The organism is Rheinheimera sp. (assembly GCF_036568245.1).
GTDB lineage: Bacteria > Pseudomonadota > Gammaproteobacteria > Enterobacterales > Alteromonadaceae > Alishewanella.
Genome location: NZ_DATCSY010000180.1, coordinates 1 through 24949 on the forward strand (window position 1 = coordinate 1; position 24949 = coordinate 24949).

The window sequence follows — 24949 nt, forward strand, 5'->3', positions numbered from 1 at the left end:
CCTGATGACGGCTTATTATGTGTTGGAGCCCGATGTGCATTTGCATCCGGAGCATAAGGTCAGTTTTGGCACTTCCGGGCATCGGGGCAGCGCACTGCACTGTTCATTTAATGAGCCTCATGTGCTGGCTATTTGCCAGGCTATAGCGGATTATCGCAAAAAGCAGGGGATCACCGGCCCCTTGTTTCTGGGTAAAGATACACATGCTTTATCAGAAGCGGCCTTTGCCAGTGCTTTAGAGGTACTGATTGCCAACAAAATCCAGGTCTGTATTCAAAAAGATCTGGGCTACACGCCTACACCTGTTATTTCACACGCCATTCTGACGCAGAACAAAGACGCTGATAATCGCCTGGCAGATGGCATAGTTATTACGCCTTCACATAATCCGCCGCAGGATGGTGGCATTAAATACAATCCACCCCATGGCGGACCTGCCGACAGTGATGTCACTAATTGGATTGAGCAACGTGCCAATGAATTGCTGGCGAAAGAACTCGAAGGTGTCAGAATGATGCCATATGCGTTGGCATTACAGTCCGGTTACTGCCAGCATATAGATTACATTCAGCATTATGTTGACGATCTGGAAAATGTTGTGGATATGGCTGCGATTGCTAAAGCCGGCATCCGCATTGGTGTTGACCCGTTAGGTGGCTCCGGCCTGGCATACTGGTCACGCATCGCTGAGCGTTACGGCGTAAATATTACTGTCGTTAATGATAAAGTTGACCCGGCCTTTGCTTTTATGCCGCTGGATAAAGATGGGCAAATCCGCATGGACTGCTCATCTGCTTACGCGATGGCGAATTTAATTCAGTTAAAAGACCAGTTTGATATCGCCATTGGTAACGACCCCGATTTCGACCGGCACGGTATAGTTACCCGCAGTGGTGGTTTGATGAACCCTAATCATTATCTGGCGGTGGCGATTAATTACCTGTTGGCGAACCGGCCTGATTGGGATACCAGCTTAGCGATTGGTAAAACACTGGTATCCAGTGCACTAATTGACCGTGTGGTGGCCGCACGTGGCCGTAATTTATACGAGGTACCTGTTGGCTTTAAGTGGTTTGTCAGCGGCTTACACAAAGGCGAAGTGGCTTTTGGTGGCGAAGAAAGCGCCGGTGCCAGTTTCCTGCGCTTTGATGGCACAGTTTGGTCTACAGACAAAGATGGTATCATTTTAGGCCTGCTAGCCGCTGAAATACTGGCCAAAACAGGTGTAGATCCATATCAGCAGTATCAGGCACTGACCAAAGAGTTGGGCTCGCCACTGTACCGTCGGCTCGATGCACCAGCCAGCAGTGAGCAGAAGGCTGCGCTGAAAAAGCTTGATGTCAGCAGTGTTACACAAACGACGCTGGCAGGTGACGACATCTTAGCGGTACTCACTAAGGCTGAAGGCAATCAGGCTGATATCGGCGGTGTGAAAGTGGTGACCCGTAATGGCTGGTTTGCCGCGCGGCCATCAGGTACCGAAAACGCTTACAAAATTTATCTCGAGAGCTTTGTCGATCAGGCGCATCTGCTACAGTTAGAGCATGACGCCAAGGCTTTCGTTGAATACGTATTCAGTAAAATGTAACTGATTGAATTATATAAAAATTAAAATGTAACTAAGTTTCAGGTAATGCTGTTTATTTTGCTATAAGACAGGACATAGGGTATTTTTTTGTAATAATTCTACATATGCCGCTATTTTGTTGAAAATTCAGGCATTAACTAATCAGGATTTGTAATGAAAAAACAAACTGTTTCTGCCAGTACCGGTGTGAGCCAGATAAATACCGAGCAACTTAAAGAGCAAATTATCCGTCATTTACATTCGACACTGGGTACCGACGTAAACAAAGCCAGCCCGCAAGCGTGGTGGCGTGCAACTTGTGCCGCAGTGAATGAGCAGGTGTATGACGGTTTACGTAATACCCAGCGGACGCATTACGAACAAAACACCCGGGCCCTGCATTACTTTAGCCTTGAGTATCTGATGGGCCGGCTGTTTAGCAATAACCTGCATAATCTGGGCTTGTATGAACAGGCTAAACAGGCGTTGGCAGAGCTTGGGCTGAATATCGCTGATCTGGAAGATCAGGAAGAAGACATGGCGCTGGGCAATGGTGGTCTTGGCCGTTTAGCTGCATGTTTTATCGACTCGTTGGCGACGCTGAATTATCCGGCCATTGGTTATGGCATTCACTACGAGCATGGCTTGTTTCAACAGAGCTTCCAGGATGGACGCCAGATTGAGCGGCCGGATAGCTGGCGTGAATATGGCAACCCTTGGGAGATTTGCCGGCCTGAATCCGTGCAGGAAATATCTGTTTATGGCTATGTCGAGACCGTTTACGATCTGCAGGGCAAAATGAAAAAAGTCTGGCACCCGGGTCGTATTATTAAAGGTGTGCCATGGGATATTCCGATCGTTGGCTACAACGGCAGCTCAGTTAATGTACTGCGGCTATGGGAGAGCAGGGCCAGTGATTTCTTTAACTGGGATGTGTTTAACTCTGGCGGTTATATCGATGCGGCACGGGAAAATATCGAAGCGGAAACCATCTCTAAAGTACTGTATCCGAATGATGAAACGGACGCCGGTAAAGAGCTGCGGCTTATTCAGCAGTACTTTTTCGTTTCCTGTTCACTAAAAGATATTATCCGCCGGTATAAGCGGGCGCATGGCGATGACTGGAGCGACTTTGCCAAGCAGGTCGTGATCCAGCTAAATGATACGCACCCTGCTGTATCTATTCCCGAGCTGATGCGTATTCTGGTTGACCGCGCAGAAATGCAGTGGGATCAGGCGTGGAATATCTGCCAGCATGTATTTGCCTATACCAACCATACGCTGCTGCCTGAAGCGCTGGAAAAATGGCCGGTCAGATTGTTCGAAAAAGTGTTACCCCGTCATCTGGAGATTATCTACGAGATTAACCGTCGCTTCCTGATAGAGCAGGTCGATGTGTTATGGCCAGGCGACAACGATAAAAAACGTAAGCTGTCCATCATTGAAGAAGGCCATGATCCTATGGTGCGGATGGGGCACTTATCTGTAGTGGGTTCTTTTAAGGTAAACGGCGTGGCTGAAATTCACTCACAACTGGTGAAATCAGACCTGTTCCCTGAAATGGTAGCGCTATGGCCGGATAAGTTCACTAACGTGACTAACGGTGTAACGCCACGGCGCTGGCTGAAAGCCTGTAATCCAAAGCTGGCGAAACTGCTCGACAGTAAAATTGGTGATAATTGGCCAACCGATCTTAAGCAGTTGTCTAAGTTCGCTGCTTTTGCTGATGATCCTGCTGTACAGCAGAGTTTTATGGCGATAAAACAGCAAAACAAAGCCGAGTTGGCAACGGTGGTTAAAAAGCTAACCCAGATTGATATCGACCCTCATGCCATTTTTGATATCCAGATCAAGCGCCTGCATGAGTACAAACGCCAGCACCTGAACCTGTTGCATATACTGGCACTGTACCGCCGTATTCTGCAGGATCCGGACTACGATATGGTACCCCGGGTATTCCTGTTCGGCGCTAAAGCGGCGCCGGGCTACAAGCTGGCGAAAGAGATCATCTATGCCATTAATAAGGTGGCAGAGAAAATTAACCACGATAAACGGGTAAAAAACCGGCTTAAAGTGGTATTCATGCCAAACTACCGTGTAACGCTGGCCGAGAAGATGATCCCGGCTGCCGATGTATCGGAGCAAATATCTACTGCAGGTAAAGAGGCGTCAGGCACAGGCAATATGAAACTGGCGTTAAACGGTGCTATTACCGTCGGTACGCTGGACGGTGCCAATATCGAAATTGCTGAAGAAGTGGGTAGCGACAACATCGCCATTTTCGGTTTAACGGTAGATGAAGTAAAAGCGCTGCATGCTAAAGGTTATAACAGTGCTGATTACTACTATGCAAATCCCGAGATTAAAGCCATTCTGGACTGGCTGGAAACCGACTACTTCACCCCGGGTAAGCCTGGGGAGCTGTCTGCGATTAAACGCAGTTTATTAGAAGGCGGCGACCCTTATCTGGTGCTGGCTGACTTTGAAAGCTACGTTAAAGCACATGAAAAAGTTGATTCCTGGTATCGCGACCAGGCCGGCTGGGCGAAAAAAGCGATGCTGAACACCGCATCCGTAGGTAAGTTTACATCGGACCGCTCGATTGAAGACTATGTCAGCAGGGTCTGGCAACTCAAAAAGTGCAGCATAACAGTGAAATAGCAAAAAGGCCTGTCAGTGACAGGCCTTTTTTTGTAACACTCTTATTGCCCGTCAGAGACTAAGCACTTTATAGTGCTTAGAAATAACAAAAAATAAGGAACATGTTTTGCAAACAGGTAGTTTAGTTTGTGTTGGCACCGGTATGACACTGGGTTCGCATATCAGCCCTTTATCACGTAGCTACATTGAGCAGGCAGATGTCGTTTTTGTATTGGTTGCTGACGGCATTACCGAAAAATGGATTGAACAGATGAACGCCGATGTGCGCTCATTACAGCCTTATTATCTGGAAGGTAAATCACGCATGATTACCTACCGGGAAATGGTGGCCGCGCTCCTCGCCGAAGTAAAAGCCGGTAAAAAGGTAGTAGGGGCTTTTTATGGCCACCCTGGCGTATTTGCCTGGGTTCCGCACAATGCCATTAAACAAGCGCGTGAACTTGGCTTTAAAGCACATATGGAGCCGGGAATATCGGCGGAAGATTGTCTTTATGCAGATTTGGGCATAGATCCCGGTACTTATGGCTGTCAGCATTATGAAACCAGCCAGTTTATGTTTTACAAACGCAGGATCGATACTGGCGCTTATTTGATTTTATGGCAAGTGGCAGTTGCTGGAGACCGTTCATTGAGCAAGTTTGATGCTTCAAGCTCGTATCTGAAAGTGCTTGTAGAATTACTGTATGAAAACTACCCTGTTGAGCATGACGTTATTTTATATGAAGCTGTAGCCTTGCCTTTCCAGGATAAGCGCGTTGAGAGTATAAAGTTAAAAGACTTATATTCCTCGCATTTGGATATGAAAACTACTTTGGTCATTCCCCCTGCTAAGAAACTAGAGCGGAATGTAGAAGTGTTAAGAAAACTGGCATCTCATTGCGTGTAGTTTTTATGCTGAATCCAAAAGACTTTATTGCTGAAACTGAGCTTTTTCGGCTTAGTGTGTTGATGCTGCCTACAGCAGAAACTTACATTGAACTGTTCTCGAATAAGCAGACTATGGCAAATATCGGCGCTCCGTTAAAAGCGGAGGCAGCTTATCAAAGTGCCATGCAGGCGATTAAAGTTAGTAATAGAACTATTACTGAACAGCTGTTTTTGCATATTTCCGCGCTTCCAACCGATGAACGGGCGGGTGTATTCTCTCTTTACATATCACCAGCTCAAGATTGTGTCGAGATCGGTATTATGTTGTTTGATAAATATCACAATTGTGGACTTGCTAAGGCTGTCATAAAAAATGTTTGTATTAAGTTGCTAAAACGGTACTCTGGTTTGCCGGTCGTATGTAAGATTAACGCCGAGAATAAAGCTGCGGTTAACCGTGCAATATCGTTGGGATTTTACAAGACTGAATTAGAACACACATACATGTTAAATAAGCATACTTTGTGTCAATCATCGTGGGGAAATAAGAATGAATAATGTAATTGAAGTACTGGAAACGTTGGGGAAGACAGCTTTTACTGCTGGTATGCAACAAAGTGAGATTAATTCGGTATTAAATCCACTCGATCTGGATGCTGATATCCAACAGGCTATTTCTAGCAAAGATACTACTCAGTTGGAAATGTTGCTGGGAGTCAGAAACAAGGTTGTATGCATGGTGAACCAACCTGAACCTGCTGATGCTCCGTTAGATGAACCTGTGCCTGATGAAGATGATGATCCAGAGCAAAACCCTCAGTCCATAAAAGTTAGCGCTTAGGGTAGCAACGACGATGTTTCTGCGAAGTACATGGTTTGCTATTGCTTTGCTGTGCAGTAGTGTTTTATCTGCATATGCTGAGACATCAGAAACGATGTTAGTTTTGCAGAAGCTTGAAGATATTCGTTTAAGCGATTACAAAGGCTTTAGCTCCGGTTTATCGGAGCTTGAGTCTTCATTTGAGCGTTTTAGTGAGGAGGAACGTAAGTATTTTCTGCTATTAAAAGGGTATGACAAAACTTTGGCAGGAGACTATCCGCAAGCATTGGAACAAATCGAGCAGCTTATAAACTCTGAGAGCAAGGGGATATACGCATTTAGAGCTCGTGTACTGGCAGTAAATTTATACATTCTTTCAAGAGATTATCTGAAAGCGTTTTTGATGTTGGCCTATATTGATCAGCAACTGAATTTGGTCAGTGACATCGCCGCCAAGTCGCAAGCAGTAGCGAATATTGCCATGCTATACAACGAAATAGAGCGTTATGATATCTCATTGTTTTATTCTGAACTGTTGCTCAGATCTGTAACTGATGCAAAAACTGTCTGTCGGTTACAGGTTCATCGTTTGTCATCTTTATTCAAGCTGAACAAGATGGACGTTTTTTTTGCAGATATTGACGATGCGATAAGTGGCTGTCACTCAGTAAATGAAAATATCCCTGAGCTAATTATGCAGCGTGAAAAAATGCTGGCACTTAGCAGTATGGCTAAGCATGCTAAGGTTCTTGACCTGTTTTCAATGATATCTGATGATGTGACCGCAACAAATTATCCTATTTTGATTGCTGGTATATGGACCGTTGCAGCAAAGTCCTATTTTGCAAGTAACAAAACAGATTTAGCACGCAAGTACGCATTTGAAGCTCTGAAACAACTCGAAGGTATAGATGTTAGCCTGGCGCATGTCGAGCTGTACACTTTGTTAGTGGAACTGGAGAAACAACGAGGCGACTTTCAGTCAGCTTTAGGTTTTCTAGAGCAACAAGTACTGCTTAATAAAAGATACAGTGATGACAAAATGAGTCAGCAGTTAGCTTATTATCAGGCTGAAGGCGAACTGGCAGTAAAAAACCAACGGATTGCTTTGTTGGATAAAGATAACGAATTGCTGTTTCTACAAAAAAACATATATGAGCAGGAAGTAAAACAAAATAGACTAATTATGCTCGCTTTAGCATCAGTCTTGGTGCTTGCAACGGTTTTGGCATATCGCGGCTTAACGGGGCGTAACCGGTTTAAGAAGATTGCGGAGTACGATCAACTTACCGGCATCAGCAATCGCTATCATTTTAATAATCAGGCTAAAGTCGCGTTGGATTATTGCGAAAATAATGCCAAGCCTGTGGCGCTTATCCTGTTTGATCTGGATTACTTTAAAGATATTAACGATACCCACGGCCATGCAGCCGGCGATTGGGCATTGCGTGCAGTCGTGAAAACGTGCCGCAATTTTATGCGTAATAACGATGTGTTTGGTCGTATTGGCGGAGAAGAGTTTGCCGTTGTGCTGCCTGGTTGTCAGACAGATAAAGCCGTATTGCTGGCTGAGATTTGCCGCGATGCCATCGCAGGCATAGATACCGCCGATAGCGGAAAACAGTTTTCGCTCAGTGCGAGCTTCGGGGTGAGCGGGTCGGACAACTCCGGCTATCTGTTAAAGCAGTTGCTGGCTGATGCCGATAGCGCAATGTACAGTGCTAAAGCGGCCGGACGAAATCAGGTTGCTACTTTTTCTGAATAACGCTATCTCTGATGTTGTCTGAGATTGTTAATGCGCTAGAATTGGCGCCAATCTCACAACAGGGAGTTGGCGCATGCCCAAGTCATTATCAGAACAACTACTTACACAGGGTGATTTTCTAAAGCTTACCCTGACTCACCCGGATAGCCTTGAGCCTTTTCAGTTCGACTTGTCAGACGATACCCGGGTCAGCGTATGGGACACCGGCGTTATTTGTTTTGAACCTGCAACTTTAACGCACAAAGACATCGTTTTATCCTGTGGCGTGCATGGAAACGAAACGGCGCCAATTGAGATTTGTGCTGAGCTGGTACAAGACCTGATCCTGGGCAAGTTAACACTAGAGCACCGCTTACTGGTACTGTTTGGTAACCCTCCAGCCATCAATGCTGGTAAACGCGAAATTACTGAAAACCTAAACCGTCTGTTTTCCGGCCATCATAGTATGGGCGAGGGGCTGGTGAATGCTGAGCGCCTGCGGGCAAAGGCGCTAGAAGACTACGTTAGCCGCTTCTATGGCGATAAACGCGTAACCGAAATGGTTCCGCGTAACCTCCATTTGTATGATTTACATACCGCCATTCGCGGTTCACGCTTTGAAAAATTTGCTGTGTATCCGTTTTTACACGGCAAGCCGTGGCAAAAAGCCCAGTTCGAATTTTTACGTGAGTGTGATGTCACGACAGTGCTGTTAATGCAGACTCCTGCCTCAACCTTTAGCTACTACGCCGCCAATACGCATGGCGCTGATGCCTTTACCATTGAGCTGGGTAAGGTGCGCCCGTTTGGGCAAAATGATATGAGCCGCTTTGCCAGAGCTCGGCAAACACTGCGGGAGTTGGTAAGCCAAGCCGAGGTTGCAACCGAACCCTTTGTTGAAGCAGATTTTCAGCTGTATCAGGTATATCGCGCTATTAATAAACACACTGATGCGTTTGTGCTTAACTTTGCCGAAGATGTGGAAAACTTTACCAGTTATCCTGTTGGTACTGTGCTGGCGACAGATGGCGATATCGAATATCGCGTCGAGCAGGAAGGTGAAGCGTTAATTTTCCCTAATGCCAGGGTCGCTATTGGCCAGCGCGCTATGCTGATGGTGGTACCGACAACCGTAGCGGACAACCTGGCATAGCGGCTATGGCCGTACTGAATTAGCCAAAAAGAGTAAATTTAAGCTGACAGTCGTACGCTCTGGCTGGCGATTTTGCAGGGGCTTGCGGTTGCAATGCAGTTTACGTAAAGGTAAAGTTGCCGCCGATAATTAATAGAACACACCGGCGTGGGCAGTGATGCAAACGCAAACGGGGAGGCGGTAACACCGCAAAATAGCAGCGACAAAAGCTGAGCACTGTTAGCCGCAAGCCCTAAGGCCTGCGGCTAAACGGCGCAAACCACATGTCTATGACGTATAACAAACAAGAGACATCCTATGACTAACCCAAATAACGCCACCATCACCACGGTGCACACCGCAGAGTTTACCGCCGGTGATGCGTTAAAAATTCCTACGCTGCGCATATTACGTGATGACGGCAGCTTATATGACGGGGCCGCAGCGCCAGAACTGGATAAAGCCACGGCACTGAAAATGTACGATACCATGGTGTTTATCCGCGTGCTGGATGAGCGCATGTTGGCCGCGCAGCGTCAGGGCCGGATCAGCTTTTACATGCAGTGTTTAGGTGAGGAAGCAACAACTGTTGGCAGTGCTGCTGCACTGGATGAGAAAGACATGATCATGGCGCAATACCGTGAGCAGGGTGCACTGCGTTATCGTGGTTTTACGCTGGAACAATTTATGAACCAGCTGTTCTCCAACGAGAAAGATTTGGGTAAAGGCCGCCAGATGCCGGTACATTATGGTAGCAAAGACATTTATTACATGACCATTTCATCGCCGCTGGGGACACAGATCCCACAGGCCAGTGGTTATGCCTATGCACAAAAACTGCGTGGCCTGAGTAACACCACTATTTGTTATTTCGGCGAAGGCGCGGCATCAGAAGGTGACTTCCATGCCGGTTTGAATATGGCCGCAGTGCATAAAGCGCCGGTGATTTTCTTCTGCCGCAATAACGGTTATGCCATATCTACTCCGGCCAACGAGCAGTTTGTCGGTGATGGTATAGCTTGTCGTGCGGTGGGTTATGGCATGAAAGCCCTGCGTGTGGATGGTGCAGATATTTTAGCGGTGTATCAAGCGACGAAAATGGCGCGTGAATATGCGCTGGAGCACAATGAGCCGGTGTTGATTGAATCTATCGCTTACCGTTTAGGTGCGCATTCATCATCTGACGATCCAAGCGGTTACCGCTCTAAGGAAGAAGAAGAGAAGTGGCGTCAGAACGACCCAATTTCACGTTACCGTTTATGGTTGATTGAAAAAGGCTGGTTAGACGAGGCGGATGATAAAGCGACCATTGAAAAGCTACGTACTGAAATTCTTGATGCGTTAAAAGTGGCAGAGAAGGTAGCTAAGCCAGGCATTGAGCACTTAATTTCAGATGTATATGCCGAGCCAATTCCAGCATTACAACAACAATTAGATGAATTAAAAGCGCATATCCGTAAATACCCGGATGCGTATCCGGTAACGGCGGGGAGATTAGACTAATGGCCAAAATGAATATGTTGCAAGCCATTAATAATGCGCTTGATTTAGCCATGGCAAAAGATGACAGCGTGGTATGTTTCGGTGAAGACGTTGGCCACTTTGGCGGCGTATTTCGTGCAACCAGTAAGCTGCAGGAAAAATACGGTAAAGCGCGTTGTTTTAACACACCGCTGACCGAGCAGGGTATTGCCGGTTTTGCCAACGGTATGGCCGCGCAGGGCATGAAACCGGTAGCCGAAATTCAGTTTGCTGATTATATCTTCCCGGCGTTTGACCAGATCGTCAACGAAACGGCAAAATTCCGCTACCGCTCAGGTAACGAGTTTAATGTCGGTGGCCTGGTGTTCAGAAGCCCGTACGGCGGTGGTATTGCCGGTGGTCATTACCACAGTCAGTCGCCGGAAGCCTATTTCGCCCATACGCCGGGGTTAAAAGTGGTGATCCCACGCGATCCGTATCAGGCTAAAGGCTTATTACTTGCATCTATTGCCAGCCCGGATCCGGTCATTTTCTTCGAACCGAAGAAGTTATACCGTGCATCAGTGGGCGAAGTGCCAGAAGAGTACTACGAGATAGACCTGGGCAAAGCCGAAGTCACGCAGCAGGGTAAAGATGTCACTGTGCTGGCCTGGGGTGCGCAGATGGAAATCGTGCAAAAAGCGGTAGAAATGGCGGAAAAAGAAGGTGTGTCATGTGAAGTGATTGACCTGCGCAGCATTTTGCCATGGGATGCCGATACCGTAGCCGAGTCGGTGAAGAAAACCGGCCGTCTGGTGATCAACCATGAAGCGCCGTTAACCGGTGGTTTTGCCGGTGAAATCGCCGCTACGATCCAGAAAATGTGTTTCCTGTACTTAGAAAGCCCGATTGAACGTGTTTGTGGTCTGGATACGCCATACCCGCTGGCGCTGGAAAAAGAGTACGTGGCAGATCATTTAAAGACGTACGAAGCCATTATGCGCTCAGTTAAATTCTGATGGAGGCAGAGATGAAAAAAGATTTTATTCTGCCGGATATCGGTGAAGGTATTGTTGAGTGTGAAATCGTCGAATGGCTGGTTGCTGAAGGCGATAGCATTAAAGAAGATCAGCCGGTTTGCGATGTGATGACAGACAAAGCACTGGTGCAAATTCCGGCAGTACATGATGGCGTGGTAACTAAGCTGTATTACGCTAAGGGCGACATTGCTAAAGTACATGCGCCTCTGTTTGAAATGCAAGTTGATGGCGCAGCAGATGCCAAAGCAGATGTAGCTGAACCGGCACCAACAGCGCCTGTTGCGGCTTCTGTTACAGGTAGCGCCAGTGAAGACTTTATCCTGCCGGATATTGGCGAGGGTATTGTTGAGTGTGAAATCGTTGACTGGCTGGTAAGCGAAGGTGATGACATCGTTGAAGATCAGCCGGTGTGCGATGTAATGACGGACAAAGCCCTGGTGCAAATTCCAGCGAAATACTCCGGTAAAGTTACTAAGCTGTATTACACCAAAGGCGATATCGCTAAAGTGCACTCACCACTGTTTGCCATGTCTCACGCCGGTACCGCGGCGGTGGCAGCGCCGGTAGCGCCAGCAAACGCACCGGCAGCAAGCTGTGCGGTAAAAGCGGCGGCACAACAGGTTGTGGCGGGTACAGTTGCCAGCAATGGTAAAGCGCTGGCAAGTCCGGCGGTACGCCGTTTGGCGCGAGAGCTTAATATTGATCTGGCGAAAGTACCGGGTAGTGGTGAAAAAGGCCGCGTTTACAAAGAAGATGTGCGCGCTTTTGCTGAAGGTAAAACCACAGTCGCTGTACCAACACCACAGTCAGCTAAAGCGGCTGCACCGGCAGTTGCCAGCGGCGGAAGTCGGGTTGAGCCAATTAAAGGTATTAAAGCGGCAATGGCAAGGCAGATGGTGGAGTCGGTGTCTACCATTCCACATTTTACCTACTGTGAAGAGATTGATTTGACTGAGCTGATTGCGCTTAGGTTAAGCTTAAAAGATCAGTACGCCAAGCAGGGTATTAAGCTGACGATGATGCCGTTTTTTATCAAGGCGTTATCAATGGCGATTAAGCAGTTCCCGATCATGAACAGCCAGGTAAACAGCGATTGCACAGCGCTGACTTACTTTGATGATCACAACGTTGGCATCGCGGTAGATTCGAAAGTGGGCTTGTTGGTGCCAAATATTAAAGGCTGCCAGCATAAATCGATTATTCAGATTGCTGAAGACTTAACCCGCTTAACCGAGCAGGCACGCGAAGGTCGTGTTAGCCCGGCAGATTTGAAAGGCGGTACCATCAGCATTTCAAATATCGGCGCTTTGGGCGGTACCGTAGCCACGCCAATTATTAACAAGCCGGAAGTGGCGATAGTAGCGCTTGGCAAAGTGCAGGCTCTGCCTCGCTTTAATGCCCAAGGCGAAGTAGAAGCGCGTCAGCTGATGCAAATCAGTTGGTCCGGTGATCACCGAGTGATTGACGGTGGCACTATTGCCCGCTTTACCAACCTCTGGAAGCAATATCTGGAGCAACCGGCCACTATGTTGTTGGCTATGCAGTAAAGAGCGACTTGGCACCGTTGTCGCTTTCTGATAAAACCCACTGAGTCACAGTGGGTTTTTTATTTCGCAATTTAAGGTAAAGCGATGCAATACAAAAACCAGCTTCGTAACTTTTATATTCCGGAAGAGCAGTCAATCTACCTGCTTAATACGAATGATGCTAAGAAACTAAAAGACTGGGTAGCGTTATGTATCTCTGAGCTGGAAAAGCTGGGGTATCGCCAGATAGAGCTGATAGGTAAGGGAGCTTATGGTTTCGCTTTCGCCGGGCTGGACAGCCGTGCACAGGCCTGCGTATTTAAATTTTCGCGTATAAATTTACCGCAGCACATTCAGGAACGGCTGGCCGATGAAGCCTATATGTTGTCGCAGGTTACGCATCCGAATGTACCGCGGTATATCACCTATCAGGTGGTTAAAAAGCAGGGTATCCTGATGATGCAGCGTGGTAAAGGCATCGATCTTGAGCAATTTAGTCTGAACAAAGGGCGTTTACCTGCCAGATTGCTGGTCGATATTGCCTGTCAGCTGGCAAACGTGCTGCTGGCGCTGCGTGAACATCATAAAGACGGCGAATTACAGCCGATAGTACACGGTGATATCAAACCCTCAAATCTGGTATTTGATGAGCAAACTGGCCTGGTCAGCCTGATTGACTGGGGGTCGTCGGTGTTTGCGCAGCTCGATGCACAGGGGCAATACTTGTCTAACAATGTCATGCAGCTTATGTCCGCCGATTTACACAGTTCAAACGCCAGAATGGGGGATGTATATTTTATCGGGCCGGAACAGCGTGCTGGGGCCTTGTCCAGCCCCCGCTTTGACGAACAAGGCGTGGCCAGTACGCTGTATGCATTGGCGTCTGGGCAATCCTGTCGGTTTGGCCGTAAAGCCATTCCTGCCCGCAGCTTAGGCTTGCCAGTTGAGTTTGCTACTATGCTTGACAGCATGCTGTCTGACGATGCGCAGTTAAGAGCACAGGCCGGTGACTTTTTTTTGCAGCAGATGCCACGATTAAAACACCTGGTTTTGCCTGTTATTGAATTGTTTGATGATGCACCAATGTTACCTGTCTGGGTGAGCCCTCAGGTGCGTGAGCTTGATACTGTGGTTTATTCATCGCGCAAATCATTTTTACGGGAACATAGTGAAGAAGATGGCATTGCCTATGTAGATGATGTGCAGCTGGAGCGTTATTACAAAAACTACCTTGAGGGTATGGGTGAGACAGAAAAAGCCTTTGTTGCGGCAGTGAGTCGTCTGGCGCGTTATCCGGTGGTAGGCGGGCTGGCGATTCACTGGCAGGCGAGTGGCGTTTACATAGACTCCAGCCTTAATCTGTATGATGACAGTCTGGCTAAGTCTTTTGCTTTATCAGTGAATAATGTTGTATCACTGGCGAGGGCAATTGCAAAAGTCGGCATATTTAAAGCCTGTTTATTTAATGCGCGTAACACTATTCATATCAGCCGGCAAAGCATCAATGAGCCATTTTTGGCGCCGGCAGATGCGGTGATACCTTATCAACTGGCACCGGTATTCAGTAATGAAGATGCGAGCAAACAACATTCCTACTTTGAAGATGGTAAAGACCCGGATGAGCAGTTGGTGCTACCAGACACTATTATGGCGGATATTGCCAGCCTTAATTTAATCCGGCATACCGGCTGTATCATTTTTGAAGTGACCAGTTTATATATGAAGATCCACAGCTATTACCGGCTGCTGGATCCACAAGCGGAAGCGGAGTTTCGCTTTCTGCTGCAAAATATCCTGACAAAGGTGAGCGAAATAACCGGCGAAGGAGTAGGCGGTTTTATGAAATTACCGTTTAAAGACACCCGGTTCTTCCCACATCAGTCTCAGTTGCCGGTGCACTACTATCCTGCTAATCCGTACAAAATATAAGACAGTCAGTGAAATAATGTACAAATCTCACTCGATCGGCTGTATTAAAGTGTTAAATGCCTGTTGCTGGCTCAAATCTTTGCCGCGAAATGGTTTAAATTTACGGGCAAAACGAGTAATGTACGGGTTTTGAGCATTAATCAGAATTCCTTACTTCATGTCTAATGAAAAAACTGCGTTATACCACCTGTTGAACCAGCAAGCTCAGGCGTTGATCGAGCAAGAAACAGATCTTATCGCCAATATGGCGAATTTAAGTGCGTTATTATTTAACCAGCTTCCCGATTTAAATTGGGCAGGGTTTTATATCATGCGCTCAGGTGAGCTGGTATTAGGACCATTTCAGGGGCAGGTAGCTTGTGTACGGATCCCGGTGGGTAAGGGCGTCTGTGGTACTGCAGTCGCCAGTGGGCAAGTACAGCTGGTTAAAGATGTACACGAATTTCCAGGCCACATTGCCTGCGATGCCGCCAGTAACTCTGAAATCGTTTTACCTCTGCGTCATAATGGTGAAATTATTGCGGTATTAGATATCGACAGCCCGTTGCTTGCCAGGTTTGACAGTGACGATCAGGCTGGCCTGCAACAGTTGATCAGTCTGTTCGAACAGCATCTGGCTGCAACGTTATGAAAGATACAATTTCTATTCACGATTATCTGTTTGATGTTGCAGATGTCGGTGATTGGGAAGGTGAAGAAGAACTGGTAACGGATAAGCTCAATGCGGTTTATCATGCCGTCTGGCATACTTTACCTGACGAGATAAGTGCTGCAGAGGTTGAGCAGTTACTACCTGATATCTGGGATCAGCTGCGTGGCGGTACTGTACTGCTTGAAGCTGATGAAGATGAGTTAGTTGATTGGGCGTTGGCTTATGTACGCCAACAGCTGGAACAAGGCATTCCGAATGCGGATGCTGCAGATGAAGAAGAGTGAAGCGTTAATGACCACCCCATCCGAACAAAATGTAAAAGCCGGCAATGTCAAAGAAGTTCTGGCTTATCTTGCTGTAAAGTTTCCAGCTTGTTTTAGCGTTTCAGGAGAAGCTAAGCCTCTGAAAATAGGTATTTTTCAGGAGCTTGCGCAAAGGCTGCAAGATGATGCGACAGTTAGCAAGACTCAGTTACGTCAGGCGCTTAGAGTATATACCTCCAGCTGGCGTTATCTTGAGTCGACAAAGGAAGGTGTAAGCCGCATTGATTTAGACGGCAATGCCGGAGATGTGATTGATGCTTCTCAGGCGGAACATGCCAGCAAAGTGTTGGAAGAGAGCAAAGCTAAAGCAGCACAGAAGCGTAAAGCAAAAGTTGCCGAAGCAAAAAGCCGTGTAACCGCTGAAAAACCTGCTTACAAAAAAAGCGCGAACAAAAAGCCAACTGCAGCCTCTAAAAGCACTAAGGTTAACCAGAAACCTGTATCTGATGCAGAACCAGCAGCAAAGGCCGCCCCTGTATTGGAGAGGATACCCGCTGAACATGTTGTCGTTGGTGGTAAAGTATTGTTAAAGTTGGGGCAGAGCCCGATGCTGGCGACAGTGCTTGAGATCAGCAAAGACGATGTGACTGTGCAGTTGGGCTCTGGTATGGTGATCAAAACCCGTCAGGACAGTTTATATTTAGCCTGACCAACTCTGAGTAGCTTATGAAAAAATTATCAGTACTTGCGACAGCCCTCATCGTTGCTTTCAGTGTCAATGCTTCTCCTGAATCTAAAACTGAGCCGTTGGTGTTGCCTGCCATTGCGCAGGATGTCCAACATGCAACTGCCAGTAAAAGGATTACAGCGCTTTTCACCAGAGGCCATTATACGCACGTGCAACTTGATGATGAGTTATCGTCCAGGATGTTCGACACTTATCTGAAGAATCTGGATTACTATCGCAATGTACTGACAAAAGCCGATATTGATACATTTGAGCAATATCGGGATAAGTTTGACGACGCTATCAACAAAGGTAATCTGAACTTTGCGTTTGATATGTTCAATTTGACACTGAAGCGCCGGTTCGAACGTTTTGATTATGCTCAGAAGCTGCTGGAAAAGGGCTTTGATTTTAATGTTGAAGACCAATATATCTATGATCGTGAAGAAGCCAATTGGGCGACAAGCACGGCAGAACTGGATGAAATATGGCGCCAGCGTGTCAAGTTTGATGCATTGAACCTGAAACTGGCCGGGAAAAATGCCGAAGAAATCCAGACTATACTGAAAAAGCGCTATCACAATAGCCAAAAACGTTTAACACAAAGCGAAAGTGAAGACGTTTTTCAACTGATCATGAACTCGTTTGCACGCAGTATTGAAGCTCATACCTCATATCTGTCTCCCCGTAACGCCGACCGGTTCCAGCAGGAAATGAACCTGTCACTGGAAGGCATCGGAGCGGTACTTCGTGCTGACGAAGACTATACCGTTATTCAGAGCCTGGTCCCCGGTGGGCCGGCGGATTTGACGCAAAAGCTGAAGCCAAAAGATAAAATCATTGGTGTGGCGCAGGATAAAGCCGAGTTTGTCGACGTAATTGGCTGGCGTCTTGATGATGTGGTTGATCTTATTAAAGGGCCAAAAGGCAGTACAGTGCGACTGCAGGTCGTCGGCGCTAATGATATTGGTACCAGCCATGCTCAGGTTATCAGCATTGTGCGTGATAAAATCCGGCTGGAAGATCGCGCAGCGAAAGCTGAAGTGTTCAAGCCGCAATTGTCGGAATTAGATCAGAAAATCGGGGTTATCAGTATTCCTGGTTTCTACAACAATCTGGCCGATGATGTTAAGAAGCTGCTGGTGGAGCTGAAAGAAAGCTCGGTTGATGGCATTATTATCGATCTGCGTGGTAATGGTGGTGGTTCACTGCAGGAAGCCACTTTACTTACCGGGCTGTTTATCGATAGTGGCCCTGTCGTGCAAATCCGTGAAGGTGATGGCAAAGTATCAGTGTCTCAGGACAACGACGGCGTAAGTTACTATGAAGGCCCGCTAACCGTTATGGTAGACCGCTATAGCGCTTCGGCGTCAGAAATATTTGCAGCAGCAATGCAAGACTACGGCCGGGCGCTGATAGTTGGTGAGCAGACTTTTGGCAAAGGCACAGTGCAGCAACATCGCGGGCTTGGCCGTATTTACGATATGTTTGACAACCCGCTAGGTAGCGTTCAGTACACGATTGCCAAGTTTTACCGTATTAATGGTGGCAGCACTCAGCATAAAGGTGTGATCCCTGACATTCAGTTCCCTACAGCGATTGACCCGGCAGAATGGGGTGAGAGCAAAGAGGAATATGCTTTACCGTGGGACTCGATCAATGCAGCGCGTTACAGCAGCCTGAATGATATCTCCGGTTTATTACCTGCGCTGAGAGAGAAACATCAGGCACGAATTGGTAAAGAGCCAGAGTTTAAGTATCTGTTGGATGATATTACAGAATATAAGCAACAGATGGATGACAAAACTGTATCGTTGAAAGAAGTCGAACGGGTTACAGAGAGGGACGAAGGTAAAGCAAAACAGCTTACCAGAGTAAATGCCCGGCTGAAACGTTTTGGCATGCCAGAGGTGACTTCATTAGATGATGTGCCGGAAAAGCTGGAAAAAATTGATCCGTTTCTGGAAGAAGCGGCCAATATAACGGCAGATTTTAAAATGGTAAGTCGTCTGGCGAAAAAATAAAATACAGAGTTCATCATAAAATAAGGCGGTTTCAACACCGCCTTTGCTAATAAAATCATAATAATTATAAAGGTTTACTATGACTACACGTGGTGAATTCTCCTCGAGAATTGGCTTTATTCTTGCCGCATCCGGTTCTGCTGTTGGGTTAGGGAATATATGGGGGTTTCCAGCCCAGGTCGCCAGCAATGGCGGCGCTGCTTTTGTTTTAATGTACCTTATCCTTGCGTTCTTATTGGCTTACCCGGTGCTTATGGCTGAGTTTTTGATTGGCCGTGCAACCGAGTCTAATGTTGTCGATGCGCTAGGCAAAGTGTCAAAGGGAATCAGCGGCAGGTTGGTTGGCATGTGGGGTATCGTTACGGTGTCGCTTATCCTGGCGTTTTACGGCATAGTCGGCGGCTGGATGCTTGCCTACACGCTGGAGGCTGTTGCCAGTCTGGCGGGATTGGAAGAAACCGCGCAATGGTTGGTGTCACAGTCTGTTAGCCGGAATATTATATTTTGTGGGCTGTTTATGTTACTGACAGTCGGTATTGTCAGCGGCGGAGTAGTAAAAGGTATAGAGCGTTGGTCGGTGCGATTGATGCCTACGCTGTTTGCTATCATGATTTTGTTATTCGGCTATGTAATGACGCAAGATGGCGCAGTCGATGGGCTTAAAGTGTATCTGTTACCTGATTTTTCACAGGTATTGAATCCGGATTTACTGATTAGTGCCATGGGGCAAGCCTTTTTCTCGATGTCTTTAGGTGTTGGCACCATGCTTATCTATGGCTCTTATGTCAGCCACAAAGAAAACCTGCCAAAGTTAGGCGCAGCAGTATCTCTTATCGATATTGGCGTAGCAGTGTTGGCCGGATTACTGATTATCCCGGCGATGTATGTAGCTTTGCATAATGGCGTACAGATATTTGCCGAAGACGGCCGTTTACTGGCAGAGGACACGCTGATTTTTGCCGTATTGCCGTCGCTGTTCGATACCATGGGATTGGTTGGTTTGTTTGTCGCGCTGGCGTTTTTCCTGCTGATGTCGATAGCTTCATTAACGTCATCTATTTCGATGCTGGAAGTTCCGGTGTCTTATGTGGTCGAGAATAAAAATGTCAGTCGGCACAAAGCAGTCTGGTTGATTGCCGCAATTATCTTTGCTGCCAGTGTTATTATTATTCTGAATTTCTCAACGCTGTTTGGTTTTGTTATCGCGCTAACCACAAGATACAGTCAGCCTTTGTTAGGCTTGATGCTATGTATTTTCGCCGGTTGGGTTTGGAAGCGTAATGAGATACTACAGGAGCTGAAAAAAGGGGACAGTAACGCAGAGCACTCTTTGTTCTGGCGCATCTGGCCTTGGTATGTCAGGTTTGTTTGCCCGGTGGTGATCTTACTGATGTTTTACCGTTCGCTATAACTAAAAATATAACAAAAGCAGAGTGAAGGGCATGGCGACGCCCTTCATCAACCGGAGCAACACAATGTCTGAAAAACAACCCAGTTTTCTTGATGCCTCTATTCCGCTCATCGTACTGGTAATTCTACTCTCAGCATCAGTCTATCTGTTTGGTGATAACTCATCATACGGACCCAATCAGATTGCTTTGTTTATGGCGACAGCGGTAGCTGTCGTAATAGGTTTAAAAAACGGCTATCGTTGGGCTGTTATTGAAAAAGCCATGGTTAAAGGCATTTCATTGTCACTCGGCGCTGTGCTGATTTTATTATCGGTTGGCGCATTAATTGGTACATGGATGTTATCCGGCACAGTACCAACACTGATTTACTATGGATTACAGCTGTTAAGTCCAAGCTGGTTTTTTGCCGCCAGCTGTCTTTTGTGTGGCATTGTCGCGATGAGTATTGGCAGCTCCTGGACAACAGCTGCGACTATCGGTGTCGCCCTGATAGGTGTTGCACAAGGTCTTGGGTTATCTCCGGCAATTACCGCAGGCGCTATAGTGTCGGGCGCCTATTTTGGAGACAAAATATCCCCGTTGAGTGAAACCACGAATTTAGCACCGGCAGTGGCCGGGTCTGATTTATTTGACCACATCCGTCATATGCTGTGGACCACTGTACCCAGTTTTGCAATAGCGCTGATTTTATTTACCATCATCGGTTTTAGCACAGATGTCAGTGCCGATTTTGACAGAATTAATGAAATCAGTACCGTACTACAGCAAAACTTTTCAATAAATTTTACTGCGCTGATCCCTTTATTTGTCTTGTTAGCCATGGCCGTGAAGAAGGTACCGGCATTCCCGACCGTTTTTATCGGTGCGCTGTTAGGTGCACTGTGGGCAGTGTTGTTTCAGCAGGATCTGATGACAAGACTGGTTGAACAGGATATTAGCTATGCGCTGGCAAGTTTGAAACTGGTTTGGCACATTTTTCATGCCGGTTTTACGATTGATACCGGCAATGCCAGCCTGAATGACCTGTTAAGCGGCGGCGGTATGGCCAGTATGTTAAATACTATCTGGCTGGTATTTTGTGCGATGATGTTTGGTGCAACCATTGAAAAGATCGGGCTGTTACGCAAGTTTGTTCAGTCTATTCTGTTTTTTGCCAAAAGCACCGGCTCGCTTATCACCAGTACTATTGCGACGTGTTTTGTCACAAACGTGCTGACGGCGGACCAGTACATGTCAATAGTGATGCCAGGGCGTATGTTTAAAGAGGAATATGAGCGGCGCAATCTGGCGCCGGTTAACCTGTCCAGAACACTGGAAGACGGTGGTACTATTACCAGCCCGCTTATCCCATGGAACACTTGTGGTGCTTATATGCACAGTGTGTTGCAAGTCAGCCCGCTCGATTACGCGGTTTACGCTTTTTTTAACCTGATTAATCCGGTGCTGGCCATTATTTACGCATACTGTGGGATTAAAATCTTACGGCTGACGCCACCGGATTCCGTCGCGAAGGACCTGGCGGCAAAAGCCTGATACGAAAAGCCTGAATAATTCAGGCTTTTTTGTCAGTATACTTTGAGAAACTAAATACTATTTAGCAGGACACTGAAATGTCAACAGAGCAGCAAAACCGGCAGGCAAAGTCGCGGCATGATTACCAGCCACCGCCATTCCTTATCCCCACTATTGACCTGCATTTTGAATTGGACAGCGGCGCAACCATCGTCACATCTGTAATGCAGCTAAGACGTCAAACCGCTGATGCTGCACTGAAACTTGATGGCCAGCATCTTAAGCTGCTTCGGGTATTGATAGACGGTACACCGCTTAGCGCTGCGCAATATGAATTGAATAGTGAAAGTCTGACAATACCTGCCGTTCCTGATGCATTTGAGTTGACGATAGTGACACAGATCGCACCGGCAGAGAATACGGCACTTGAAGGCCTGTATATGGCCGGCGAAAGTTATTGTACCCAGTGTGAGGCTGAGGGATTTCGCCGTATTAGCTATTTCCTGGATAGACCAGATGTGCTGAGCGAATACCGGGTAACAATTAAAGCAGCTGCGGCCAGCTATCCTTACTTGCTGTCCAATGGCAACAAAATTGCCGAGCATATAACGGCAGATGGCAGCCGGATAGTGCAGTGGCATGATCCATTCCCCAAGCCTTGCTACTTGTTTGCGCTGGTTGCCGGTGATTACGATTTACTCGAAGACAGTTTCGTTACAGCGTCTGGCCGTGACGTTACATTGCAGCTGTTTGTTGACAAAGGCCAGGCCCATAGAGGCGGCTTTGCGCTGCAGGCACTGAAGCGCGCTATGCGTTGGGATGAGCAGCGTTTTAATCTGGAATACGACCTGGACATCTATATGGTCGTAGCAACAGATTTCTTCAACATGGGGGCGATGGAAAACAAAGGCCTGAATGTTTTTAACAGCAAATATGTACTGGCAGAAACAGCAACCGCTACAGATCGTGACTATTTTAATATTGAATCTATTATCGGCCATGAATATTTTCATAACTGGACGGGAAACCGGGTAACGTGCCGTGACTGGTTTCAGTTGAGTCTGAAAGAGGGTTTAACCGTATTTCGTGATCAGGAGTTCAGCGCGGACATGGGCTCAGCGACACTATGCCGGATAGATGCGGTGAAACTGATCCGCACGGCGCAGTTTGCAGAAGATGCAAGCCCTATGGCTCATCCGATCCGGCCTGAGTCAGTACTAGAGATGAATAACTTCTATACCGTAACTGTTTACGATAAAGGCGCTGAGGTTATTCGTATGCTGCAGACGATACTGGGTAAGGATGGCTTTGCCCGGGGGATGGCGTTGTATTTAAAACGACATGATGGCCAGGCGGCGACCTGTGACGATTTTATTCAGTCGATGCAGGATGCCAACGGATACGACTTAACCCACTTCGCGCTATGGTATAGCCAGTCGGGCACTCCGCAAGTCACTGCCAGTCAGCAATATGATACCGTCAGACAAACGCTTACCTTAGCGCTAAGCCAGTACACTGCGGCAACAGCAGATCAAACTGAAAAACAGGCACTGCAGATACCGGTACGGATTGAGTTACTACTGGCCGGCGGTGAAAAACAATCTCATCTTCTGATGCTAACGGAAAAAGAGCAGACTTTTACATTCAGCGACATTAGCAATGAACCGGTTGTAGTGTGGCTGGAACACTTTTCCGCGCCGGTAAAACTGCAGCAACAAAGCTCAGATGAGGCACTGTTGCATATTGCTGCCTTTGCCACTGACGGTGTTGCCCGTTGGGATGCGATGCAACAGTTCTGGGGGCGTAAGGTCGCCCAGTTGATCGCTGGGAAAAGTGCAGAAGATGTTTTACCAGCAGCGCTGTTTCAAATGCTGCAAAGCTGGTTGCAGCAACCCGGCGATGATAAGTCGCTAATAGCAGAACTGCTATCATTGCCAGATTTCGACAGTCTGGCTGAGCAATATCAGCAGATCCCGGTAGACGGCATATTGTCGGCGCTGGAACAGTTCAGGCAAATTATCGCTGACAGATTGCAAAGCCACTTTATCAGCTGCTATCAGCAAGTGCCGGTATCAGCTTATCAGTATGATGAGGTGTCTGTCGGTAACCGTCGCCTACGCGCCTTGTGTCTTAGCTATATTGCGCTGCAACAACACAGCCAGCAGCTACTGAGTACGCATTATCATCAGGCAGACAATATGTCGGACACTATTGCAGCACTGAGTGCCAGTCAGCAAGCACAGAGCAAGACGTTTACTGAACTGCTCGCGGATTTTAGCCAGCGCTGGCAGAGTGACGCTCTGGTAATGGATAAAGCTTTTGGTTTGGCGGCGACTGAGCCGTCTGAACAGGTTTTTGCCAGTATCGACAAGATGCAAAACCATCCGTTGTTCAGCTGGAAGAATCCGAATCGGGTAAGAGCGTTGTTTTCAGCCTTCAGCATGAGGAATCCGAAACAGTTCCACAGCACCGACGGCAAAGGTTATCAGTTGTTGCAGTATGCCGTCGCCAAAATGGATGCAATTAATCCCCAGGTTGCTGCCAGGCTGATAACACCTTTGCTGAGCTGGCGCAGATACGACGAAACCAGACAACAGGCAATGCGCGCTGTGTTGCAATCTCTGGCTGATAATTCGTCGCTAAGTAACGACGTATATGAAAAAGTGAGTAGAAGTCTTAGTTAATGCGCCGCTATTTTTTTAATGCCATGCTCAGCGCTGAACAATGCTATGGTTATTATCGTGGCGATATTAAGAACGTCATTGTCACGACAGACAATGGTGAACGCGTACAGTTGCTGTTCAAGCACTTTCAACGCTTCATTGGCAGTGATGGCATTCGCGGCCGGTTTCGGTTAATTGTCAGTGAGGAGGGCGCTTTTGTCAGTCTGGATAAAATTAATTAGAGCTTATACTTTAAACGCTGAATTAAAACAATGACTTGCTTAAAACTGGTGTTTGGCCTTTAATTTCATAAGTTTAGCGTTTTCTCTGCTGACAACGGATGAAGAGGTTAAACCAGATAGACATTAATCAGTTTAAAAGTTGAGCAAAATTTGTAAAAAGTGAATACAAATCAACAGATTTCAAGCCGGGCAGCCCTTGCTTGCAGCTTGAAATGATGTAATTATTTTGGCTAAGTAGGCTGAGATCGGATCAGTTGGCTTAGCAATATAACTAAAAGAACATTTAAGAATCCTGCAGGGACAGGGGGGGAGAAAACAAGATGAATAAAAGGTCAATAACCTTTGCTAAAAAGCCTTTAGCAGTGGGTGTTGCGTCAGCGCTGTTTGCCTTGTCATTGGCTCCGGCTCAGGCCGCATCCTGGGATCTGGGTGATGTAAATATCACTTTTGATTCAACATTCTCATACGGCGCCAGCTGGCGTATGGAAGACAGGAATTTTGACACGATAAGTAAAGCTAATCATCCCCGGTTCGATTGGGATGGCTATGGGTATGATGTGTCTAATCCGACGCGGTTCAACTCTGTATATGCTAGCTCTCAAATTTGGTCTCAGCCTGGTGCGTACTCCAGCAATGGTGATGCAGGTAACTTAAACTATGACCGCGGTGATATGTTCAGTAGCCTGGCAAAAGGCCTGCATGAATTA

General features: G+C 47.1%; 20 protein-coding genes. All 20 read left to right on the forward strand.

The window, feature by feature from the left end:
• Nucleotides 1-1588, forward strand: a 1588-nt coding sequence (gene pgm, locus VIN66_RS08025) for a phosphoglucomutase (alpha-D-glucose-1,6-bisphosphate-dependent) (RefSeq protein WP_331923485.1), incomplete at its 5' end; no start/stop codon positions are given.
• A 153-nt stretch (nt 1589-1741) separates the two neighbouring features.
• Nucleotides 1742-4228, forward strand: a complete 2487-nt coding sequence (locus VIN66_RS08030; protein ID WP_331923486.1) for a glycogen/starch/alpha-glucan phosphorylase — start codon at nt 1742-1744, stop codon at nt 4226-4228.
• A gap of 106 nt (nt 4229-4334) precedes the next feature.
• Entirely contained in the window at nt 4335-5114 is a 780-nt protein-coding gene (locus tag VIN66_RS08035; RefSeq protein ID WP_331923487.1) for an SAM-dependent methyltransferase, read from the forward strand.
• A gap of 5 nt (nt 5115-5119) precedes the next feature.
• A complete protein-coding gene (locus VIN66_RS08040) occupies nt 5120-5653 on the forward strand; it encodes a GNAT family N-acetyltransferase (protein ID WP_331923488.1) in 534 nt (177 codons plus the stop codon).
• Nucleotides 5646-5936 (forward strand): hypothetical protein, encoded by a 291-nt coding sequence (locus VIN66_RS08045; protein ID WP_331923489.1) that lies wholly within the window; start codon nt 5646-5648, stop codon nt 5934-5936. The genes VIN66_RS08040 and VIN66_RS08045 overlap by 8 nt, the downstream gene beginning before the upstream one ends.
• 13 nt (nt 5937-5949) lie before the next feature.
• A complete protein-coding gene (locus VIN66_RS08050; RefSeq protein ID WP_331923490.1) occupies nt 5950-7680 on the forward strand; it encodes a GGDEF domain-containing protein in 1731 nt (576 codons plus the stop codon).
• A 73-nt stretch (nt 7681-7753) separates the two neighbouring features.
• Nucleotides 7754-8812, forward strand: coding sequence for a succinylglutamate desuccinylase (astE, locus tag VIN66_RS08055; RefSeq protein WP_331923491.1), 1059 nt, complete (start codon nt 7754-7756; stop codon nt 8810-8812).
• Nucleotides 8813-9109: 297 nt separating this feature from the next.
• Entirely contained in the window at nt 9110-10294 is a 1185-nt protein-coding gene (locus VIN66_RS08060; RefSeq protein WP_331923492.1) for a thiamine pyrophosphate-dependent dehydrogenase E1 component subunit alpha, read from the forward strand.
• A complete protein-coding gene (locus VIN66_RS08065) occupies nt 10294-11271 on the forward strand; it encodes an alpha-ketoacid dehydrogenase subunit beta (protein WP_331923493.1) in 978 nt (325 codons plus the stop codon). The genes VIN66_RS08060 and VIN66_RS08065 overlap by 1 nt, the downstream gene beginning before the upstream one ends.
• A gap of 11 nt (nt 11272-11282) precedes the next feature.
• Complete coding sequence (locus VIN66_RS08070) at nt 11283-12839, forward strand: dihydrolipoyllysine-residue acetyltransferase (RefSeq protein WP_331923494.1); 1557 nt, start codon at nt 11283-11285, stop codon at nt 12837-12839.
• An 84-nt stretch (nt 12840-12923) separates the two neighbouring features.
• Nucleotides 12924-14747, forward strand: a complete 1824-nt coding sequence (locus tag VIN66_RS08075; protein WP_331923495.1) for a protein kinase domain-containing protein — start codon at nt 12924-12926, stop codon at nt 14745-14747.
• Between the two features lie 157 nt (nt 14748-14904).
• A complete protein-coding gene (locus tag VIN66_RS08080) occupies nt 14905-15378 on the forward strand; it encodes a GAF domain-containing protein (RefSeq protein ID WP_331923496.1) in 474 nt (157 codons plus the stop codon).
• A complete protein-coding gene (locus tag VIN66_RS08085; RefSeq protein ID WP_331923497.1) occupies nt 15375-15683 on the forward strand; it encodes a hypothetical protein in 309 nt (102 codons plus the stop codon). Before VIN66_RS08080 ends, VIN66_RS08085 begins: the two co-directional genes overlap by 4 nt.
• Nucleotides 15670-16371 carry an RNA chaperone ProQ gene (gene proQ / locus VIN66_RS08090; RefSeq protein WP_331923498.1) on the forward strand — a complete coding sequence of 234 codons (702 nt, stop codon included), beginning with the start codon at nt 15670-15672 and terminating at the stop codon, nt 16369-16371. Before VIN66_RS08085 ends, proQ begins: the two co-directional genes overlap by 14 nt.
• Nucleotides 16372-16388: 17 nt before the next feature.
• Entirely contained in the window at nt 16389-18413 is a 2025-nt protein-coding gene (gene prc, locus VIN66_RS08095; RefSeq protein WP_331923499.1) for a carboxy terminal-processing peptidase, read from the forward strand.
• Between the two features lie 79 nt (nt 18414-18492).
• Entirely contained in the window at nt 18493-19824 is a 1332-nt protein-coding gene (locus VIN66_RS08100) for a sodium-dependent transporter (protein WP_331923500.1), read from the forward strand.
• A 64-nt stretch (nt 19825-19888) separates the two neighbouring features.
• Nucleotides 19889-21358: a Na+/H+ antiporter NhaC gene (gene nhaC / locus VIN66_RS08105; RefSeq protein ID WP_331923501.1), complete on the forward strand. Its 1470-nt coding sequence runs from the start codon at nt 19889-19891 to the stop codon at nt 21356-21358.
• A gap of 77 nt (nt 21359-21435) precedes the next feature.
• A complete protein-coding gene (gene pepN / locus VIN66_RS08110) occupies nt 21436-24021 on the forward strand; it encodes an aminopeptidase N (protein ID WP_331923502.1) in 2586 nt (861 codons plus the stop codon).
• Nucleotides 24021-24242 carry a DUF2835 family protein gene (locus VIN66_RS08115; RefSeq protein WP_331923503.1) on the forward strand — a complete coding sequence of 74 codons (222 nt, stop codon included), beginning with the start codon at nt 24021-24023 and terminating at the stop codon, nt 24240-24242. Before pepN ends, VIN66_RS08115 begins: the two co-directional genes overlap by 1 nt.
• A gap of 320 nt (nt 24243-24562) precedes the next feature.
• Nucleotides 24563-24949, forward strand: a 387-nt coding sequence (locus VIN66_RS08120) for a DUF1302 family protein (RefSeq protein ID WP_331923504.1), incomplete at its 3' end; no start/stop codon positions are given.

What these genes read in the sequence shown, in the direction of transcription:
- VIN66_RS08030 (WP_331923486.1), top strand. Translation starts at nt 1,742, where the DNA reads ATGAAAAAACAAACTGTTTCTGCCAGTACCGGTGTGAGCCAGATAAAT.
- VIN66_RS08040 (WP_331923488.1), top strand. Translation starts at nt 5,120, where the DNA reads ATGCTGAATCCAAAAGACTTTATTGCTGAAACTGAGCTTTTTCGGCTT.
- VIN66_RS08045 (WP_331923489.1), top strand. Translation starts at nt 5,646, where the DNA reads ATGAATAATGTAATTGAAGTACTGGAAACGTTGGGGAAGACAGCTTTT.
- VIN66_RS08050 (WP_331923490.1), top strand. Translation starts at nt 5,950, where the DNA reads ATGTTTCTGCGAAGTACATGGTTTGCTATTGCTTTGCTGTGCAGTAGT.
- astE (WP_331923491.1), top strand. Translation starts at nt 7,754, where the DNA reads ATGCCCAAGTCATTATCAGAACAACTACTTACACAGGGTGATTTTCTA.
- VIN66_RS08060 (WP_331923492.1), top strand. Translation starts at nt 9,110, where the DNA reads ATGACTAACCCAAATAACGCCACCATCACCACGGTGCACACCGCAGAG.
- VIN66_RS08065 (WP_331923493.1), top strand. Translation starts at nt 10,294, where the DNA reads ATGGCCAAAATGAATATGTTGCAAGCCATTAATAATGCGCTTGATTTA.
- VIN66_RS08070 (WP_331923494.1), top strand. Translation starts at nt 11,283, where the DNA reads ATGAAAAAAGATTTTATTCTGCCGGATATCGGTGAAGGTATTGTTGAG.
- VIN66_RS08075 (WP_331923495.1), top strand. Translation starts at nt 12,924, where the DNA reads ATGCAATACAAAAACCAGCTTCGTAACTTTTATATTCCGGAAGAGCAG.
- VIN66_RS08080 (WP_331923496.1), top strand. Translation starts at nt 14,905, where the DNA reads ATGTCTAATGAAAAAACTGCGTTATACCACCTGTTGAACCAGCAAGCT.
- VIN66_RS08085 (WP_331923497.1), top strand. Translation starts at nt 15,375, where the DNA reads ATGAAAGATACAATTTCTATTCACGATTATCTGTTTGATGTTGCAGAT.
- proQ (WP_331923498.1), top strand. Translation starts at nt 15,670, where the DNA reads ATGAAGAAGAGTGAAGCGTTAATGACCACCCCATCCGAACAAAATGTA.
- prc (WP_331923499.1), top strand. Translation starts at nt 16,389, where the DNA reads ATGAAAAAATTATCAGTACTTGCGACAGCCCTCATCGTTGCTTTCAGT.
- VIN66_RS08100 (WP_331923500.1), top strand. Translation starts at nt 18,493, where the DNA reads ATGACTACACGTGGTGAATTCTCCTCGAGAATTGGCTTTATTCTTGCC.
- nhaC (WP_331923501.1), top strand. Translation starts at nt 19,889, where the DNA reads ATGTCTGAAAAACAACCCAGTTTTCTTGATGCCTCTATTCCGCTCATC.
- pepN (WP_331923502.1), top strand. Translation starts at nt 21,436, where the DNA reads ATGTCAACAGAGCAGCAAAACCGGCAGGCAAAGTCGCGGCATGATTAC.
- VIN66_RS08115 (WP_331923503.1), top strand. Translation starts at nt 24,021, where the DNA reads ATGCGCCGCTATTTTTTTAATGCCATGCTCAGCGCTGAACAATGCTAT.